20 protein-coding genes are annotated in these 18367 nt (G+C 69.5%); 9 read left to right on the forward strand and 11 right to left on the reverse strand.

The annotated features are described in order from the left end of the window. Positions 1 to 54 precede the first annotated feature (54 nt). The 5 genes from IEY69_RS01735 to IEY69_RS01755 form a co-directional block, all read right to left on the reverse strand. A complete protein-coding gene (locus IEY69_RS01735) occupies positions 55 to 978 on the reverse strand; it encodes a phospho-N-acetylmuramoyl-pentapeptide-transferase (RefSeq protein ID WP_189071424.1) in 924 nt (307 codons plus the stop codon). 36 nt (positions 979 to 1014) lie between these two features. Then, positions 1015 to 1866 carry a hypothetical protein gene (locus tag IEY69_RS01740; protein WP_189071425.1) on the reverse strand — a complete coding sequence of 284 codons (852 nt, stop codon included), beginning with the start codon at positions 1864 to 1866 and terminating at the stop codon, positions 1015 to 1017. Between the two features lie 45 nt (positions 1867 to 1911). Then, positions 1912 to 2370, reverse strand: coding sequence for a hypothetical protein (locus tag IEY69_RS01745; protein WP_308425423.1), 459 nt, complete (start codon positions 2368 to 2370; stop codon positions 1912 to 1914). An 82-nt stretch (positions 2371 to 2452) separates the two neighbouring features. Further along, the gene (locus IEY69_RS01750; protein WP_189071426.1) at positions 2453 to 3058 is read right to left on the reverse strand and encodes a GNAT family N-acetyltransferase; all 606 of its coding nucleotides are present in this window, start codon (positions 3056 to 3058) and stop codon (positions 2453 to 2455) included. Between the two features lie 33 nt (positions 3059 to 3091). Continuing rightward, entirely contained in the window at positions 3092 to 3532 is a 441-nt protein-coding gene (locus tag IEY69_RS01755; protein ID WP_189071427.1) for a 23S rRNA (pseudouridine(1915)-N(3))-methyltransferase RlmH, read from the reverse strand. A gap of 134 nt (positions 3533 to 3666) precedes the next feature. On the opposite strand from IEY69_RS01755, the gene IEY69_RS01760 reads away from it, so the two are divergent. From IEY69_RS01760 to IEY69_RS01780, 5 genes are all read left to right on the forward strand, one after another. After that, positions 3667 to 4095, forward strand: a complete 429-nt coding sequence (locus IEY69_RS01760; RefSeq protein WP_189071428.1) for a hypothetical protein — start codon at positions 3667 to 3669, stop codon at positions 4093 to 4095. Beyond that, entirely contained in the window at positions 4092 to 4325 is a 234-nt protein-coding gene (locus IEY69_RS01765; RefSeq protein WP_189071429.1) for a hypothetical protein, read from the forward strand. Before IEY69_RS01760 ends, IEY69_RS01765 begins: the two co-directional genes overlap by 4 nt. Continuing rightward, complete coding sequence (gene rsmI / locus IEY69_RS01770; protein ID WP_189071430.1) at positions 4318 to 5220, forward strand: 16S rRNA (cytidine(1402)-2'-O)-methyltransferase; 903 nt, start codon at positions 4318 to 4320, stop codon at positions 5218 to 5220. The genes IEY69_RS01765 and rsmI overlap by 8 nt, the downstream gene beginning before the upstream one ends. Before the next feature lie 99 nt (positions 5221 to 5319). Continuing rightward, complete coding sequence (pfkA, locus tag IEY69_RS01775) at positions 5320 to 6327, forward strand: 6-phosphofructokinase (RefSeq protein WP_189071431.1); 1008 nt, start codon at positions 5320 to 5322, stop codon at positions 6325 to 6327. Between the two features lie 212 nt (positions 6328 to 6539). Continuing rightward, positions 6540 to 6770: an M-like protein gene (locus IEY69_RS01780; RefSeq protein ID WP_189071432.1), complete on the forward strand. Its 231-nt coding sequence runs from the start codon at positions 6540 to 6542 to the stop codon at positions 6768 to 6770. A 115-nt stretch (positions 6771 to 6885) separates the two neighbouring features. Here IEY69_RS01780 and IEY69_RS01785 read toward each other — a convergent pair whose 3' ends face one another. Beyond that, positions 6886 to 7995 carry a GGDEF domain-containing protein gene (locus IEY69_RS01785; protein WP_189071433.1) on the reverse strand — a complete coding sequence of 370 codons (1110 nt, stop codon included), beginning with the start codon at positions 7993 to 7995 and terminating at the stop codon, positions 6886 to 6888. Between the two features lie 179 nt (positions 7996 to 8174). Here IEY69_RS01785 and IEY69_RS01790 point away from each other — a divergent pair, with 179 nt between their 5' ends. Then, positions 8175 to 8561, forward strand: a complete 387-nt coding sequence (locus tag IEY69_RS01790; protein ID WP_189071434.1) for a Fur family transcriptional regulator — start codon at positions 8175 to 8177, stop codon at positions 8559 to 8561. Positions 8562 to 8621: 60 nt separating this feature from the next. Here IEY69_RS01790 and era read toward each other — a convergent pair whose 3' ends face one another. After that, positions 8622 to 9542 carry a GTPase Era gene (era, locus tag IEY69_RS01795; protein WP_189071435.1) on the reverse strand — a complete coding sequence of 307 codons (921 nt, stop codon included), beginning with the start codon at positions 9540 to 9542 and terminating at the stop codon, positions 8622 to 8624. 119 nt (positions 9543 to 9661) lie between these two features. On the opposite strand from era, the gene IEY69_RS01800 reads away from it, so the two are divergent. Further along, on the forward strand, positions 9662 to 10267 hold the full coding sequence (locus IEY69_RS01800; protein ID WP_189071436.1) for a YIP1 family protein: 606 nt from the start codon (positions 9662 to 9664) through the stop codon (positions 10265 to 10267). A gap of 95 nt (positions 10268 to 10362) precedes the next feature. On the opposite strand, the gene IEY69_RS01805 is transcribed toward IEY69_RS01800, so the two are convergent. The 3 genes from IEY69_RS01805 to IEY69_RS01815 form a co-directional block, all read right to left on the reverse strand. Further along, on the reverse strand, positions 10363 to 11187 hold the full coding sequence (locus tag IEY69_RS01805) for a transglutaminase family protein (protein WP_189071437.1): 825 nt from the start codon (positions 11185 to 11187) through the stop codon (positions 10363 to 10365). A 174-nt stretch (positions 11188 to 11361) separates the two neighbouring features. Next, complete coding sequence (locus IEY69_RS01810; protein WP_189071438.1) at positions 11362 to 12315, reverse strand: alpha-E domain-containing protein; 954 nt, start codon at positions 12313 to 12315, stop codon at positions 11362 to 11364. Beyond that, complete coding sequence (locus IEY69_RS01815) at positions 12315 to 14108, reverse strand: circularly permuted type 2 ATP-grasp protein (protein ID WP_444542394.1); 1794 nt, start codon at positions 14106 to 14108, stop codon at positions 12315 to 12317. Before IEY69_RS01815 ends, IEY69_RS01810 begins: the two co-directional genes overlap by 1 nt. Before the next feature lie 166 nt (positions 14109 to 14274). Between IEY69_RS01815 and IEY69_RS01820 the strand changes: the two genes are divergently transcribed. Together IEY69_RS01820 and IEY69_RS01825 are read left to right on the forward strand one after the other, a co-directional pair. After that, the gene (locus tag IEY69_RS01820; protein WP_189071440.1) at positions 14275 to 14580 is read left to right on the forward strand and encodes a hypothetical protein; all 306 of its coding nucleotides are present in this window, start codon (positions 14275 to 14277) and stop codon (positions 14578 to 14580) included. A gap of 282 nt (positions 14581 to 14862) precedes the next feature. After that, entirely contained in the window at positions 14863 to 15951 is a 1089-nt protein-coding gene (locus IEY69_RS01825) for a 3-deoxy-7-phosphoheptulonate synthase (protein ID WP_189071441.1), read from the forward strand. A 68-nt stretch (positions 15952 to 16019) separates the two neighbouring features. On the opposite strand, the gene IEY69_RS01830 is transcribed toward IEY69_RS01825, so the two are convergent. Beyond that, positions 16020 to 17999 carry a carbohydrate binding domain-containing protein gene (locus IEY69_RS01830; RefSeq protein WP_189071442.1) on the reverse strand — a complete coding sequence of 660 codons (1980 nt, stop codon included), beginning with the start codon at positions 17997 to 17999 and terminating at the stop codon, positions 16020 to 16022. Between the last annotated feature and the right edge of the window lie 368 nt (positions 18000 to 18367).

Consider the following 18367-nt stretch of genomic DNA (forward strand, 5'->3'; position numbering starts at 1 on the left):
GAAACAGGCGGGCGGGGGAGAGGTCGCCCCCTCACCCCGCCCGCCCGGACCGCCTTAAGGTCTTCCGCCGAGCAGCCACCACACCAGCGCCGTCGCGACCGCCGACACCACCCAGAAGCGCATGGTGACGTGGGTTTCGGGCCAGCCGATGTCCTTGTGCTCGAAGTGATGCTGGATGGGGGACATCTTGAACACCCGCTTGCCGCGCAGTTTGAACGACGCCACCTGGATGACCACGCTCAGGACCGCCACGACCGGGATGATCGCCGCGATGGGCAGCAGCCACACGTCCGCGTACAGCACGTACGCGCCGGCCGCGATCGCCCCGATGGCGTGGCTGCCCATGTCGCCCATGAACACCCGCGCCGGGTGCGCGTTGAACCACAGGAAGCCCAGCAGGGCCGCCACCAGCAGCGCACTGACCGGGGACAGCGCCAGCAGCGGCAGCAGCACGATGATCGCCACGCCGCCCAGCAGGCCGTCCAGGCCGTCCGTGAAGTTGAAGGCGTTCACGCTGCCCACCATGACCAGCGTCAGCAGGATCACGTCCCCCACCGGCCCGAAGCCCGGCAGCAGCTCGTGCGACGCGAGTGGCGCGGCGAAGTACGCGAACAGCAGCGCCACCAGGAACTGCAGCGGGAACTTCTCACGCGCCAGGAGCTCTGAACGGCCCTTGCCGGTCATGCGCGAGCGGATCTTCAGCAGGTCGTCCACGCCGCCGATCACGCCCATCGCCAGGGCCGTCAGCCAGATGATCATCTCGCGCGGCCCCCCGGCGTTCCCCGTGAAGTACAGCGGCAGGAACACCACGCTGAGGGCCAGCACGAACGGCACGCCGCCCGCCGTGGGGGTCCCGTCCTTGATCAGGTGGGTCTGCGGGCCGTCCTGCCGCACCCGCTGCCCCCACCCGCGCGCCTTGCTCATGCGGACGAACAGGCCCACCAGGAACCACGACAGCAGCGCCGTGACGACCATCATGGCCGCACCGCCCGGAACGCACTTAGTCTCGACATCTCAACCGGGGAGCCTACCACGCACGGCCCAGGCCCCCGTTCCGCCCCCCCGGTCGGTCAGCGCCGCCTGCGCCTCCTGCCGCACCTGCGCGGTCAGCCCCGAAGCCTCCTGCCAGCCTGTGAGGTCCAGCGACTCCAGCAGGTCGAGGATCGCCAGGGCCGCGCCGGGCGTGCCGTCCACCCCCGGCAGGCACGCCACCAGCCGCGTCGCCAGGGCCGGGAAGCGCTGCTCGAAGCGGCGTTCCAGGCCGTACGCGTCCGCCCAGCCAGGCGCGGGTGAGGTGGCGTTGGTGGCCAGGGCCAGCGCGTTTCCCAGGGCGTATACCTGCGTGAACTGCCACGCGGACAGCTGCTCGCCCCGCCGGAACCGCCGTACACCGACGAGCAGGTTCGTCAGCGCCTCGCCCAGAAGATGATCGCGCTTCCCCCCGCTCAGCGGTGCCACCTGCGCCTCCTGCGGGCGGAGGTGCAGCGGCAGGTCCGCCGGGGCGTCCGGCGACCGCCACACCACCCGCGCATTCACGAACGCCGCGCCGCGCAGGGCCGCCTCGTCGAACACCGCGAACTCGCCGTACACGCCATCCCCGAACAGGACCTTGAAGCCGTCCGGCGTGTTCCGGAACGCATAGGCCAGCCCGCCGCCCAGCCACGCCAGGTCGTCCAGCAGCGTCCCCACCTGCCCGGGGCGGGCCACTACGAAGAAATCCAGGTCCGAGAAGCGGTCCGCGCGGTCCAGTTCCGCCCCCACCGACCCCAGACCCAACAGCGCCAGCGCCCGCCCTGAGGCCTCCAGGCCAGCGGCGATGAGACTCAGGCGGCCCAGCAGGTCCATGACGGGATCAGACGTGGTCATGCCCCGTTGTAGCTCACGGGACGGACAGGATGCGGTCTGGCCGGTTCAGTTCGCGAGGTAGCGGATGAAGTCGCGCATCTCGTTCACGCAGGCCCCGGCGTCCTTCGCGGCGGCGCTGCCGGTCACGGTCCGCAGCACGCCCCGGTCACTCAGGTACAGCTGACTGATGCGGTAGGTCGTGCCGGCGTCGTGGTAGTCGTACGCCGCCAGCACTCCCCATGATCCGGCGCGGTCCACGGGCTGCGTGACGACCGAGCGCATGCTGCGGCCCAGGCTGCCCTGGAGTTTCAGAGCGAACGCGCGGGCGTCCTCGGCGTTCGTGAAGGTGGGGAAGGCCTGACCGGAGCGTTCCTCGCGCATCAGGCACTCGCCGCTGGGGTCAGTCCAGTAGTTCGCGTCGCCGTTCACGGGCGTCCAGCCGGTCAGGGGAACGATCAGGGCCTGCGCCGGGCACAGCAGCGCGGCCAGCACGGCGGCAAGTCGGGCAACAGGGCGGCGGGTCACGCCGAGCAGTCTACCCAACCCTTTATGGCAACCTTGCGCGATTTCTCATGCGATCAGGAGCGCGTCAGGCAGCCTCTGCGGCTCAGGGCAGGCGGGCGTTCAACGCGGCCCGTACCCCCGGCCACTCGGCGTGCAGGACGCTGAACATCACCGAGTCGCGCGCCGCGCCATCCGGGCGCACCTGGTACGCGCGCAGCACGCCCTCCTCGGTGGCGCCCAGTCGGCGCATGGCCCGCAGGCTCCGCTCGTTGCGGGCGTCCACCTTGAAGTGCACCCGGTTCGCGCCCAGCACCCCGAAAGCCCGCTCCATCACCAGCAGTTTCGCGTCGGCGTTCGCGCCCGTGCCCTGCGCTTCGGGCAGCAGCATCGTCCCGACCTCCACCCAGCGGTCCGCGACGTTCACCTCGCTGTAACTGATGCGGCCCACCACCCGGCCCGACGCCCGCGACCGCACCGCGAAGTTCACCCGGCGCGGCAGCGCGTTCAGCCGCTCCACGTACGCCGCCCACGCCGCCGGGGTGTTCCCAGGCGGGCCACCGCGCGCCAGGAACCGGATGGTGTCCGGGGTCGCTCCGGCACTCAGGTCCGCGCCGTGCGCCGGGTGCAGGCCCTCCAGCGTCACCAGCCGCCCCCGCAACTCGGGCGTCTCGAACCACTGCTCGGCCGGGGCGGGCGTCGTCTCGCTCATGGCCTCCACCCTACGCCCGGCTGGGCCGTCCGGTCACCCGCGGTGGTACGGTTCGCCCGCGCTGATGGTACTCGCGCGGTACAGCGCCTCGGCCAGTACCACCATCGCCAGGTCATGCGGCAGCGTCAGCTGACCCAGCCCCCACAACAGGTGCGCCCCGGCCCGCAGCTCGTCGGTGTGCCCGTCGGGCCCGCCGATCGCGAAGGCCAGTTCACCCACGCCCGCCACGCCCTGCGCGTCCAGGTAGGCGCTGAGGCCCTCGGACGTGAACTGCCGTCCGCGCGGATCGAGCAGCACCAGCGGGGCGCGCCCGGCGGCGCGGCGCACCGCCTCGCTCTCCAGCGCCTGGGTCTTGCCGCTCACGCGCGTCACCTGAAGGCGGTGGTAGCGGCGCAGCCTCTTCTCGTACTCGTCCCACCCGGCGCGCGCGTACGCCAGTTTCGGTTCTCCCACGGTGATCAGGTGCAGTCGCACGCCCCGCACCCTACCACCCGCCGCGCCAGGACGACCTGTAGCGGACTTTATGACCGGATGAACGGCGCAGTGGGCGCCCGGGCGGCTAGACTGTGGCGCATGAGTGGCGTGATGGTCCAGGCCGGGAGGGGAGCGTGAATTACGCGGCGACCCTGGCGGTGCTGGTCGTGCTGGCCTTCTGCTTCCCGCTGACGGTACAGCTGGGCCGGCAGGTGGGCGTGCCCGAAGCGGTGGTGTTGTCGCTGCTGGGCGCGCTGTTCACCTTCGGCCTGGCGACGTTCACGGTGCGGTGGCAGGTTAACCGGCACCGCGCCCGATTGGAACGGCTGGAGGCGGCGCGCGCTCAGGTGGCCGCGGATCCGCAGAACCCCCGCGCGTACTTCGTGGGGGGCGAGCACCTGGGGACGCTGCTGCTGCGTCTGGACCGTCGGCGCGAGGCGTCGGAGATCATTGACCGGTACGCGCGGCTGGGCGGCGCGCGCGAATCGGAGATCGTTGCGCTGCGCGAGGCGCTGTCAGCGGCGGAGCGCCGCAGGCACCGCGCGCAGGGGAGGGAAGCATGAAAGCCTACAAGGGCGTGGTCGAAAATGGCGTCGTGGTGATCGTCGGTGGTCGCCTGCCGGAAGGCACGGTGGTGACCGTGACGGTCGGTGAGGGTGAACTGCTGCGCGCGCGGATCACGAATGTGCTCAAGCGGCCCCGCAAGGTCAAGGTGCGGCTCAAGCCCACGCCCGGCCTGGCGATGGAGGGCCTGACGGGGACCGGTCCGGTCGGACTCGGCAGCGATGACTGAGCCCGACACCCCCGGTCTTGACCTGACGGGTGACATTGACGTCCTGGATGACGTGACCCCGGTCGTCATTCCGGAGGGCGCGCGGGTGTGGCTGGTTCCCACCCCGGTCGGGAACCTGGGGGACATCACGCTGCGGGCGCTGGAGGTCCTGCGCGCCGCCGACGCCGTGGCCTGCGAGGACACCCGCCGGACCGGGTCGCTCCTGATGCACCTGGGCATCAAGAAGCCGCTGGTGCGGCTGGACGCGCACACGATGGGCCGCGCGCCGCAGGTGCTGGAACGGTACGCGCGGCTGGCGTACGTGAGCGACGCGGGCACGCCCGGCATCAGCGACCCTGGTGCGGAACTGGTGGCGGCGGCCCTGGGCTCGGACGTGCCGGTGGAGGCGCTGCCGGGCGCGACGGCGTTCGTTCCGGCGCTGGTGCTGTCGGCCCTGCCGACCGGGCGGTTCACCTTCGAGGGCTTCCTGCCCCGCTCGGGCCGGGACCGCAAGGAGCGGCTGGCGGCGGTCGCGGCCCGCGCCGAGACGAGCGTGCTGTACGAGAGTCCGCATCGCCTGCACGCGACCCTGGTGGACCTGCGCGAGGCCTGCGGGCCGGAGCGGGCGGCGAGCGTGACCCGCGAGTTGACCAAGCGCTTCGAGGAGACGGTGCGCGGCACGCTGGCCGAGCTGGCCGCGCACTTCGAGGCGGGGGTGCGGGGGGAGATCGTGGTGGTGCTCGCGGGCCGCCCAGAGGGCGAGCCGACCGGCGCCGAGGTGGATCACGCGGCGCGCGCGCGGGAGCTGGCGGGGCAGGGGCTGAGCACTCGGGATATACGTGACCTTCTCATGCGGGAGGGTTTGCGTAAGAATGACGCTTATGCACTGGCACTCCAGGCGACCTCGGACGCCTGACCCCGGCGGGACGACTATGTCCGGACCTGCCGGGGCAACCCGACAGCCTGGAAGTGCTTCCACGGTGCCACCTCTATCCCCCAGACAGCGAGGCCCAGCATGACCGAACCCCACTGCGACCCCCACCCCAACCCCACCGGCATCAAACGCGTCGCCGTCCTCACCAGCGGCGGCGACGCCCCCGGCATGAACGCCGCCATCCGCGCCGTCGTGCGCACCGCGACCTCGCAGGGCATCGAGGTCATCGGCGTCCGGCGCGGCTTCTCTGGCCTGCACCGCGGCGACTTCATCACCCTCGGTGCCCGCGACGTCGCCAACACCCTGCAGCGCGGCGGGACCATCCTGCTCTCGGCCCGCAGCCACACCTGGCGCACCCCCGAGGGCCGCGCCCGCGGCGCCCGCCACCTGCGCGCCCATGACGTCGACGCCCTGATCGTCATCGGCGGGGACGGCAGCTTCCACGGTGCGCACTACCTGCAGGAGGAACACGGCATTCCCGTCATCGGGCTGCCCGGCACCATCGACAACGACCTGTACGGCACCGACCACACCATCGGGTACTTCACGGCCGTCGAGACCGCGCTGGACGCCGTGGACAAGCTGCGTGACACCGGCGCCAGCCATGAACGCATCTTCGTGATCGAGGTCATGGGCCGCCACGCTGGGCACATCGCCCTGGACGTCGCCGTGGCCGGGGGCGCCGAGGAGGTCTTCATCCCCGAGGACGCCAAGGAGGTCGCGGGCGTGCTGGACATCGTGAAGGCGTCCGTGAAGAAGGGCAAGATGGGCAGCATCATCATCGTCGCCGAGGGCTACCCGGGCGGCGCGAACGGCGTCGCGCAGGCCATCCAGGACGGCACTGGCATGGAAACCCGCGTGAGCATCCTGGGCCACATCCAGCGCGGCGGCAGCCCCGTGTCCTCCGACCGCATCCTGGCCAGCCGCCTGGGCGAGGCCGCCGTGTACGCCCTGATGGACGGCCGCAGTGACGTCATGATCGGCCGCCAGAACCACGAAACGAGCTACACCCCGCTGGCCGACACCTGGGAGAAACGCAAGGACGTCAGCCGGGACCTGTACCGCTGCGCCAAGACGCTCAGCATCTGATTCGGACTCCGGTTGAAAGGTTTGCACAACCTTTCAACCCGAGCGGAGCGAGCAGGAGAGAAACGGGTTCCGGGCGTGGAGTTGGCAAACCGGTGTCCTTCCGGGTTGTGAACGAAACAGACGGAATCCGTAGGAGCCTGAGAGGGCGAACCTCCAGCGCAGATGAAGGGCACGTTCAGGCGCGTCCCACGCGCGGGCGGTAGCGTGACGGCATGACGAACGACAAGCCCGAGCACCTCAAGACCGAGGACGAGATCAGCAACGTCGACCTGCAGTTCATGGGCAAACCCAACCCCGAAGCGGAAATCGACGCCGCCGTGGACGCCGAGAACAAGGCCGCCAGCACCTACCGCAAGGAAGGCCTGGACAAGCAGGACGTCGCCATGACCCACAGCATGGACGCCAGCGACCCGCCCAGCACCAACATGGGCGACAAGGAATAACCCGGCGGGCAACCACCAGCCTGTCAGGAAAGCAACAGCACAGAGGAGCGGGACCACGCCCAGGCGCCATGGTCCCGCTCCTCTGCTGTGGGGTGTGTGGCCGCTGCGCCCGGGCTCAGCCCTGCAAGGGGGACGGGGGCGGCTGCCCCGTCTCCTGCGCCCGACTGGGCAGCCAGATGCCCCACACGCGCACCTGATTGCGCCCGCCATGTTTGGCAGCGTACAGCGCCTCGTCGGCCCGTTCGGTCAGCTGTCGCGTGGGCAGGGGCGCCCAGGCGGCGCCGCCCACCGAAACGGTCAGGTGCTGGCCGGTGGCGCGCATCGGGGTGGCCGCCACGGAGGTACGCAGCCGCTCGGCCACGCGGCTCAGGCCGTCGCCGGTCACGTCCCGCAGGATCACGGCGAACTCCTCGCCGCCGTAGCGGTAGGCGCGGTCACGGCCGCGGCCCTCGCGTTCCAGCAGCCGGGCGACCTCCTGCAGGACCTCGTCGCCCGCGCGGTGCCCGAAGGTGTCGTTCACGCGCTTGAAATGATCGATGTCCACCAGGAGCAGGGCGTCGCCCGGCCCCATGGCATCCAGATCCTGATCGAACTGACGCCGGTTCCCCAGGGTGGTCAGCGGGTCGGTCAGCGCGGCCGAGCGCCACTGACTCGTCAGGCGCAGCATGTGAAAGCGTTCGCTCAGGATGCCCCAGCCGGCCAGGGCGCCCAGCACGTTCGACACCAGAAGCAGCGGGTAGGCCTGGGTGAACAGGTCCAGTCCGTCCGGCAGGGCCAGCAGAGGCAGCCCATTGATCAGGAAGATGGCGATCACGCCGGGCCACGACCGCCAGAACAGCGGCCCCATCACCGGCAGGTGGCGGCGCAGCAGCGAGGTCACGAGAATCACGCCCAGCAGACTGGGGAGCGCGGCGTACAGGCCGATGCCACCCAGCCAGACGCGGTAGCCCATGGTGGGCAGGGCGACGAGCAGGCCCGCCAGCGGACCGAACTGCAGGGTCACGAACGCCACCGGTACGGCCCGCAGGTCCACGACCACGCCGGGGGCGACATGCGCCGGGAACAGCAGCAGGATCAGGGCCGCGGCAGCGAACGCCGCGAGCCGCAGCGTATGGGACCAGCCGCGCCGCGCGATGGGCCAGGACCGGAACGTGAACCGCAGCACGTAGTGCAGGCTGATCAGCAGGCAGAGGTTGAAGAACAGTTCGCGCAGCAGGGGAATCACTCCGGAGGTAGGGAAGGTGAGGCGCGGGACTGACGGTGGGGGCGGTGACCTGAGTGTAGAAGGTCGGTGGCGGGCCGCGCTGTGGTGTTGTCGAGGCGGTGGCTGGAAACCCATCGGGGCGGAAAGAGACACCCGCCGTTATTGATCGGAGGCTATCAAGAAGTGGTATGCTGAGTGGCATGATGGCCACCCGCAGCACCCGCCAGCGCGACGTGATCACCCGCGTCCTGCACGACGCCGAGGGACCCCTGGGCGTGGCGGACGTACTGGACCGCGCCCGCACCGACCTGCCTGCCCTGGGCGTCGCCACCGTGTACCGCACCCTGAAACTCCTGACCGACCAGGGCCGCATCCATCCCGTCACGCTGGACGGCGAGACGCTGTACGAGGCCAGCGGCAAGGGCCACCACCACCACTTCGCCTGCACCCGCTGCCAGCGCGTGTTCACCCTGCACACCTGCCCGGTCGCGCTGCCCAGCGGCACGGTGTACCCCGGCGGGTTCATCGTGGAGGCGCACGAGGTCACCCTGTACGGCCAGTGCCCCGCCTGCGCGCAGGCCAGCTGAAGCGCCGCACCAATGGAACAGGCCGCCCTGCACTGGGGCGGCCTGCTGTGCGTGCAGCGGTTACTCGTAACCGAGTTCGCGCAGCGCCTCGACGTCCTCACGCCAGCCGGGAATCACGATGACCTCCAGCCCCAGGTACACCTTGCGGTCCAGGAAGACCTCCAGCTGCTTGCGGGCCGCCTGACCGATCTCCTTGAGCTGCTTGCCGCCCGAGCCGATCACCATGCCCTTGTGCGCGTTCTTCTCCACGACGATCTCACCCTCGATGCGCTGCAGGCCGTCCTCGCGTTCCGTCCAGCGGTTCACGCGCGTCGCCACCGCGTAGGGCAGCTCGTCGCGGAGCTTCTTCATGGCTTCCTCGCGGATGATCTCCGCCGCCCACTGCTCGCGGCTCTGGTCACTGGCCGGGCCGACCGGGAAGAAGAACGGCCCCTCCGGCAGGATGTCCAGCAGCTGCTCACGCAGGGTCGCCACGGCGTTCGGGTTGTTCTGCGCGCTGAGCATCATGTCGCTCAGGTCACCGTCGCGGCCTTCCAGCAGCGCGCGGTACAGCTTCATGGCCTCGTCGGGGTACTTGGCGGCGTCGGTCTTGTTGCCCACCAGGAACAGCGGCTTGGGCAGCTCGCGCACCTGCCGGGCGACCAGCTGGTCCTCGTCGGTGGGCGGGTGACGCAGGTCCACGACCCACACGATCGCGTCCACGTCCGCCAGGGCGCTGTGCACCTCGTGGTTCATGTACTTGCCCAGCGCGTCCTTGGGCTTGTGCAGGCCCGGCGTGTCCACGAACACGACCTGCCGCTCGCCGCTGGTGTGAATGCCGCGCACGCCGCGGCGGGTGGTCTGCGGCCGAGGGCTGGTCGGGGCGACCTTGGTGCCCAGGAACGCGTTCAGGAGGGTGCTTTTGCCGACGTTGGGCTTTCCCACGATGGCCACGAAGCCGGAGTGGGTCTGCTCGCCGGAGGTCATAGAAGATTCCGTCATCGCGGAGCATTGTGACACGCCGGGGCGAGGGCAAAGGTGCCGCGCCCCCGCCCGACCATGAAGGAATCATGAACGGAGGCGTGGGCAACTCCGCTGGCACGCCGGGCGTACTCCGTGCCATGAGAAGCCCCGTGACGAGCAGCACCGACAGCAGCGTCAAAGACATGTTCGCCCAGAGCGCTGCCGTCCTGAGCCTCCCCAGTCCCGCCACCTTCGAACGCTTCGAGCGGCGCGGCGGCCTGACCAGCGCCCTGATCTACGTGATGATCGCCGCCGTGGTCTCCGCCGTGATCGCCGCGCTGTTCGCCGGTCTGCACGAGAACGTCACGTTCTTCGGACAGCTCTTCAGCCGCCTGACCACCATTCCCCTGGGCTTCCTCACGTTCACGGGCGCCGTGTACCTGATCGGCCGCAGCCTCTTCCGCGGCACCGGCACCTACCCCGAAGTCGCGTACTCGTTTGCGCTCTTCTACGTGCCCCTGAGCATCGTCAGCACCCTGATCAGCGTCATCCCCATCCTGGGGTGGCTGGTCATGTTCCTGATCAGCCTCGCCATGATCTACTTTGGATTCCTCGCCGTGCAGAGCAGCATGAACCTCCGCGACCAGACCCAGGCCATCGTCACGCTGGTCCTCGCCTGGATCGCCCAGCTGGTCGTGACCGGCGTCATCGGCGGCCTGATCGGCGGACTCTTCCTGATGGGCCGCGCCGTCACCGGCAACTGACCGGGCCCTATCGAACAGCAGGGCGCGTGGTCTCATTCCCGACCACGCGCCCTGCGCTTTTCCGGTCCCCTTCGGCCGAGAGGGGGGCGGGAGGTTCAGTCCTCGCGGTACACGTACACCGCCACCGACATGCTGCCCTTCCCACCGCCGTAGTACGTGCCCCGCACCGGGGAGACGTCGCTGTACTCCCGCCCGTGCGCGATCTTGATGTGCTTCTCGCGCGCCACGCAGTTGTTCGTGGGATCCAGACCCAGCCAGCCGTACCCCGGAACGAAACACTCCACCCACGCGTGCGTGGCCTCCGCGCCGCGCATCTCACCGCCGCTGTACAGGTACCCGCTCACGTACCGCGATGGAATCCCCAGCTGCCGCGTGACCCCCAGCATCGCGTGCGTGAAATCCTGACAGACGCCCCGGCCATGCTGCGCGAACTCCGCCAGGGGCGTGTTCACCGACGTCGCCTCGGTGTCGTACTGGAACTGGCTGTACAGGAACGTGTTCAGGTTCTGCAGGTACTCGCCCAGATCGTCCTGCGCGGTGGGCCGCGTCACGCCGAACACCTCCGGCCACGGCCCCGACGGCACCCGCGGGCACGGCACCAGGAACTCCGTCAGGGGCGCCCGCTGGCCGTCCAGCGCCGACACCGGCACCGGCCCCGGGTCCGGCAGGTTGTGCGTGTCCACCATCGCCTGCGCCTCGATCCGCAGGTGAGTGTGATGCGCGTGCACATGCACCTGATGCACCAGCGCACCGAAGTAATCCTTGTGCGACGACACCTCCGCGTCCGGCACCACGTGCAGATGGAACGACCGGACCGACTGCCGCGCCTCCTGCGTCGGATGCAGCCGCACCTGATTGAACGAATCCCACGCCGGCTGCAGGTACCGGTACTCGGTCACGTGCCGGATCTCACACCGCATACCGGTCCCTCCCGGCGCCCGGGCACTGCATGGACCCGCTCATGCAGACTTCGGTTGAAAGGTTTGCAAAATCTTTCAACCCGAGCGAAGCGAGCAGAAGAGAAACGGGTGCCGGGCGTGGAGTGAGCAGACCGGTGGTGTTCCGATCTGTGAACGAGACAGACGGAACCCGTTTCATTCCTTCTCGAAGAACGCCGCGGTGATCGCCGCGCCCACCCGGTTCACGTCCACCAGCAGGTCCGGCAGCGCCGGATCGCGCCGGTCCAGGATGTCCTCGATGCGGGCGTACTCCAGCCGGGCAACCAGCCACCGCGACAGGCGCGTCACGTCCTGATGCGCGCCCGGATGCCAGCGGTCGATCTGTTCGAGGGCCTCGTGCAGGTTCTGCGCCCCGTACCTCACGCTGCGCGGGAAGTACTCGTCGAGCAGCAGGAACGCCGCGATGCTGCGCGGCTCGATGCCCTCGTGCACGCGCTTGCGGAACGCCTCGTAGGCGCTGGCGCCCTTGAGCACCTGCACCCAGCGCTGCTCGAGCAGCATGTCCCGCGCCGGGTCCGTCGACGGCCGCAGCGCCTCGGGCGTCAGGCGGCCCTGCAGCACCCGCAGCGTGTTGTCGGTGCGTTCCAGCATCTGCCCGGCCCGCATGAACGACCAGCCCTCGTCGCGCGGCAGGGTCGCGAACGCGATCCCGAAGAAGAACTGCGACGCGTCACGCGCGGACACGCAGAACTCGTACAGCCCGTCGCGGTCCAGCACCGAGCCCGTCTCGAAGCACAGGTTCAGGTACGCGCGGTTGATCGCCTCCCACATCTCACTGGGAATCCGGTCGCGCAGGCCGCGCGCGTTCGACCGGGCGAACGCCAGACTGCTGGCGATACTCGACGGGTTCTCCCGGTCGAACGCCAGCCAGGACCCCACGCTGCGGGTGTCCACCCGCCCGTAGCGTTCCCGCAGGGCGCCCTCGCCGCCGGTCAGGTCCAGCAGCGGCCGCCAGTGGTCCCGCGCACTCCCGGCGGATTCCAGCGTCGCGTAGTAGTTCACGCTCAGGAGCCGGGCCGTGTTCTCCGCCCGCTCCATGTAGCGGCCCATCCAGAAGAGGTTCTCGGCCAGTCGGGACAGGAGCAGCATCAGCGCTCACCGCCTTCGAGCTGCTGTTTTTCCAGCTGCTGCTGGAACGAGTGCGACCCCGGGCCGTCCTCGCGGGCGGGCACGTCACCGGGCGGCTCGGCGTGCGTCAGCTGACTCTCGCCGTATGCGGCGACCTGCGCGTCGTCCGCGACACGCGCCCGCGCCTGCACGTCACGCTCGTTCAGGGAGTTGCGGGTCGCCTCGGTCAGCGGCTCGGCGTCCAGCGGCACCGCGCCGAAACCGCCCTGCCACTGCGACTGCCCCTGAGACTGGGACTGCCCCTGGGACTGCGATTGAGACTGGGACTGCCCCCCCGACGACTGCTCCTGCCGCTGACCCTGCACGGCCGACGACGCGTCCCCATGCAGCAGCTGCGTCATGCCCAGCGGCGCACCCGGCCCGTCGTGGTCCAGCACCCAGGTGTCCTTGCTGCCGCCCCCCTGCGAACTGTTCACGACCAGACTCCCGCGCCGTAGCGCCACGCGCGTCAGGCCGCCCGGCACGATCGTCACGTCCTCGCCGAACAGGATGTACGGCCGCAGGTCCACGTGCGCCGCCTCGAACCCACTGCTGTCCGGGTAGAACGTCGGGTGCCGCGACAGGCCCACCACCGGCTGCGCGATGAACTCCCGCGGATCCTGCCGCACCTTGTGCAGGTACGCCGTGATCTGATCCGAGGTCGCTTCCGGACCGATCAGCATGCCGTAGCCACCCGCCTCGCCCACCGACTTGAACACCAGCTCAGCCGCGTTCGCCAGCATGTACTCCAGATGCTCGGCGTTCCAGCCCAGGTACGTGGGCACGTTGTTCAGGATCGGCGACTCGTTCAGGTAGTACCGGATCATGTCCGGCACGTACGCGTACACCGCCTTGTCGTCCGCCACGCCCGTCCCGATGGCGTTCGCGATCGCCACCCGGCCCTGCCGGTAGACCTCCACCAGCCCCGCCACGCCCAGCGCACTGTCCCGCCGGAACGCCAGCGGATCCAGGAAATCATCGTCCACACGGCGGTAGATGACGTCCACCTGCTGCCGCCCGCCGGTCGTGCGCATCCACACGCGCCCGCCGTCCACGAACAGGTCACGGCCCTCGACGAGTTCCACGCCCATCTGCTGCGCGAGGTACGCGTGCTCGAAGTACGCGCTGTTGTACATGCCGGGCGTCAGCACCACCACCGTGCCGTTCTCGCGCGGACTGCTGGCCAGCAGCAGGCGCAGCAGCGCCGACGCGTAATGCTGCACCGGCCGCACCCCCTGACCCTCGAACATGCCCGGGTACACCCGCGTCATCGCCTGCCGGTTCGCCAGCAGGTACGACACGCCGCTCGGCGAGCGCAGGTTGTCCTCCAGCACGAGGTACTCGCCCTGCTCGTTGCGGATCAGGTCCGTGCCGACCACGTGCGTGAACACCCCGCCCGGCGGCAGCACCCCGTGCACCTCGCGCCGGAAGTGCGCGCTGGTGTACACCAGCTCCGCCGGGATGACGCCGTCCCCCATGATCTGCGCGCCACTGTAGATGTCCGTCAGGAACGCATTCAGCGCCCGCACCCGCTGCGTCAGGCCCGACTCGATGTGCGCCCACTCGGACGACGGAATGATGCGCGGCACCGGATCGAACGGAAAGGTCCGCTCGGTGCCCTGCGCGTCCCCGTACACCGTGAAGGTGATGCCCTGATTCCGGAACGCCAGGTCCAGCAGCTGATGTCGACGCTCGAATTCCGAGACGCCCAGCTGATCCAGGTACGCCTTGACGCCCGCGTAGTGCGGACGGGCGGCGCGATCAGCGGTGAACATCTCATCGAAAAACCTGCTCCCGGGCTCATACTCCATCGCGTTCCACGCTCCCCTGCATCCCTTGAGATGCACCAAGATACGGAAAGCGCCGCTGAAGCGACACGCCGCCACCAGACATGAGAACGGACGTGAAGAAACGCGTATGCCCCGGGCTACACTGCCCCCCATGACCGGAACCCCCATTCACCCCGACGACCGCGCCCGCCTGGACCAGGTGTTCATGCAGGTCGTACTGGACGTCCAGGCCCAGGCCCAGCAGACCGCGCCCGCCCAGAGCGGCAACCTGGCCGCCATGTTCCACCGCGAGACCGTCAGTGACGCCCTGCAGGGCTGCGCCATGCTGATCGCCGGGTGGAACCAGGGCCGCGTGGACGACGCCGCCCTGACCCGCACCACCAAGGCCCTGCGCGCCCTGGACCTCCCGGACCTCGCCACCCGCGTGGAGAAACTCCGCCAGATCGCCGACGCCTGAGACACGCTCCAGCTGAGTGAATGGCAGACCCGTCAAGCCAGGGGCACGCGGGGTGAAGCCGACGGAACCTGCGTGAACCTCACCCAGGGCCTGTCTGCCGGTGCCCTAGACCGGGCGGCCTGCCCCCGCCAGCGCCGGGGCCTACACTGCGGCCCATGACGACGCGCGGCTTTTTTTATTGGTTCGGTCACCACCGGGCCTAGTCGCGCTGCATTCCCACCCCCCGACGCCCGGTGAGCCCACAAGCCACCGGGCGCCGCCGTACACCCCAGGAGTCCCGCCATGACGCACCCCGAACCCATCATTCAGCCCGGCCGTACCGAGAACCTGAACGTCAGCGGCTTCACGCCCCTGATCACCCCCCGCGCCCTGAAGGCCCGCTGGCCGCTGACCCCGCAGGCCGAGGCGACCGTCCTGGCCGGACGCAAAGCCGCGCAGGACATCCTCCACGGCCGCGACGACCGCCTGCTCGTCGTGGTCGGCCCCTGCTCCATTCACGATCACGAGCAGGCGCTCGACTACGCCCGCCGCCTCGCCGAGCTGCGTGAACGCGTGAAGGACCGCCTGGAAGTGCACATGCGCGTGTACGTCGACAAGCCCCGCACCACCGTCGGCTGGCGCGGCTACCTGCTCGACCCGGACATGAACGGCACGAACGACATCAACAAGGGCCTCGAACTGACCCGCAAGCTCATGGTGCAGGTCAGCGAACTGGGCCTGCCCGTCGCCACGGAACTGCTGGACCCGTTCGCGCCGCAGTACGTGTTCGACGCCGTCGCCTGGGCCTGCCTGGGTGCGCGCACCACCGAAAGCCAGACGCATCGCGTCATGAGCAGCGCCGTGTCCGCCCCGATGGGCTTCAAGAACGGCACCGGCGGCGGCATCAAACTCGCCGTGGACGCCATCGTCGCCGCGCGCGCCTCGCACGCCTTCTTCACCATCGACGACGACGGACAGGCCTGCATCGTCCACACGCTCGGCAACCCCGACGGGCACGTCATCCTGCGCGGCGGCCGCGGCGGCCCCAACTACGCCCCGCAGTTCGTCACGGAAGCCGCCGGACTCATGAGCAACGCCGGACTGCCCCCGGCCGTCATGGTGGACTGCTCGCACGCCAACAGCGGCTCGGACCACACCCGCCAGAGCCTCGTGTGGCGCGACGTGCTGCACCAGCGCGCCGCCGGACAGGCCGCCGTGAAGGGCCTGATGATCGAGAGCAACCTCCGCCCCGGCAAGCAGGGCATCCCCGCCGACCTCAGCACCCTGATCCCCGGCCTGAGCGTCACGGACGCCTGCGTCGGCTGGGACGAGACCGAGGCGCTACTGCTCGAAGCGCACGCCGCGCTGAGCCGCGAGAGCGTCAGCGGCTGAACGCACCATAGTGAAACCAGCTCCCCCACACCGGTCACTGGCCGGGGTGGGGGAGAGGCGGGTTGAGGTCAGGGGTTCTGCACGAGGCGGAAGTCGCGGAAGCTCAGGCCGTAGCTGCTGCCGGGCGTGCCCACCGCGCCCAGGATCTGGAACTGCGCGGCGGGGTTCGTGGTGGTCGCCGTGAAGGTGTACGTGAAGGTCTGTTCGGTGCCGGTCAGGGCGGCGGTCTTGTCCAGGTAGCGGGCGTAACTGCCGCCGTTCTCGCCGATCACGACGGCGACCTCACGGGCGTCGGTGGCCTTGCCCTTGAAGGTCAGGGTGTAGGACTTCCCGGCGGTCAGCGGCACGTCGGTCTGGTTCAGCTGAACGTGCCAGTTGTTCGCGGAATCCACGTTCGTGACGTTCAGGGTGACCACGCCGCCGCTGACGCTGGTGCTCAGGCGCTCAGGGACGCTGCTCCAGGTGCTCCAGTACGCGGTGCCGGGCACGCCCGTGATGCCGGGAGCGGTGGCCGTGGCGTTCTGGGTGAAGGCGGCGTTGTACAGCAGGTTGCCGTCCGCGGCGGGTGGGCGGGCCCCGGCGGCGTTCCCGACGCGTTTGACGACCACGTTGTCGATCCAGACGGGGCCGGTGCCGGCGTTCCCGAGGTTGAATTCCAGCCGGGCGGCGGCGTCGGTGGTGGCTTTCATGTCGAAGGTCAGGGTCTGGCGGGCTTTGGTCGTGCCGATCTGCACGGTCTGCTCGCCGGAGTACGCGGCGTACCCGCGGTCCGGGCCGCCGCCGACCTTGATCATCATGGGGCGGGCCGTCTGCGCCCAGGTGTCGAAGGAGACCTCGTACTTGCCGCCGGATTCCATGTTCAGGCCGTCCTGGCGGACCTGCACGGCGTAGTTCACGTTGCCGGGGTTCGTGACGTCGACTTTCAGGGCGTTGCCCTGCGTGGCGTCGTTGCTGAGGGTCGCTTCGCCGCCGCCGGTAAAGAGCGTCCAGAACTTGCTGGTCGTCACGCCGGGCAGCGAGGTGGTGTCGGTCTTCACCAGCGGATCGGTGTCCGGCAGGTCGAACGAGCCGTTGTAGACCAGGTTCCCGTCGGCCAGGGCGGGGCGGGCGGGTTTGGGCGTCCAGGGGTAGGTCATGTCGGGGCGCGGCCCGGCGCTGGCGGTTTCGTTCTGCATGCCGTACACGCGGACGTAGTCGACCAGCATCTGCGCTTCGGTGGGGGTGGTGGCGTCGGGGTTGCCGTCGAAGTTGCCGCCCACGGCGAGGTTCAGCAGCAGGTAGAAGGGCCGGTCGAAGGGAGCGGGCCAGGCGTTCAGGTCGGCGTCGCTGCTGGGGGGGTTGTTCTTGGCGCTCCACCACTGGGTTTTCTCGCTGGTCATCTTGCCGTCGATGAACCACTGGATCTTGCCGGGGGTCCATTCCACGGCGTAGGTGTGCCACTGGTCCATGGTGCCTTCGTTCGGGAAGTTCACGGTGGCGCCGGAGTACACGTTGTTGGGCCACACGCCACCGTAGTGGATGGTCTGGGCGAGTTCGGTGGGTTTGCTGCCCCATCCTTCGGCGATGTCGAGTTCGCCGTTTGCGGCCCAGCTGGCGTAGGGGCTGGGTTCCTCGGGCAGCATCCAGATGGCGGGCCACAGGCCGCGGCCCTTGGGGAACTTGGCGCGGATCTCGAAGCGGCCGTAGGTGCGGCTGAACTTCCCGGCGGTGCGGACGCGGCCGGAGGTCCAGTCGAAGGTGCCGGTGGTGGTGCCGGCCGGTCCGGTGAACTTCTCCTTGCGGGCGGTGATGACGAGGTTGCCGCCCTCGACGCGGACGTTGCTGGCGCGGTCGGTGTAGTACTCCAGTTCGTTGTTGCCCCAGCCGGTGACGTAGTCGCTGCCGGCCATGAAGCCGTTGCCGGTCTGGTAGCCCCATTTGCTGGTGTCGAGGCTGGAGGCGTTGAATTCGTCCTGCCAGACGGGTGTGGTGGTGCTGGCGTCGGTCTGGGTGCAGGCGCCGAGCAGGAGGGTCAGGGGGAGCAGAACCGTGAGTGTGGGGCGGGGCATGGGGGATCTCCTTGGCGCCGGGCGGGCGCAGGGCAGGGAACGCCGCGCCCGGTGGGGCGTGACGGCAGCGGGGACCCCGGCAGGGTGGGGTCGGCGGACAGTGGATTGACCGGAGCGTAAGCGAATCTGAAAGCGCTGTCAAGAATGGTGAGGTCGATCAGATTCGTGGGACAAGAGCGGTGATTGAGCCACGCGCCAACCCAAATGCAGTGAGGGCAACATCCGACAACTGAGCCTGCCATCAGGCGAAACACTGGAAAAGAGGCCTGCTGGACTGGCGAATCCGGCTCTCGACTCCGCCGGATCGGGCGGATCCGATGCTGTTGCCACACCGCGTCATATAGGCGCAAGATTCACTCCGATGCTGA

Source organism: Deinococcus sedimenti, assembly GCF_014648135.1.
GTDB classification, from domain to species: domain Bacteria; phylum Deinococcota; class Deinococci; order Deinococcales; family Deinococcaceae; genus Deinococcus; species Deinococcus sedimenti.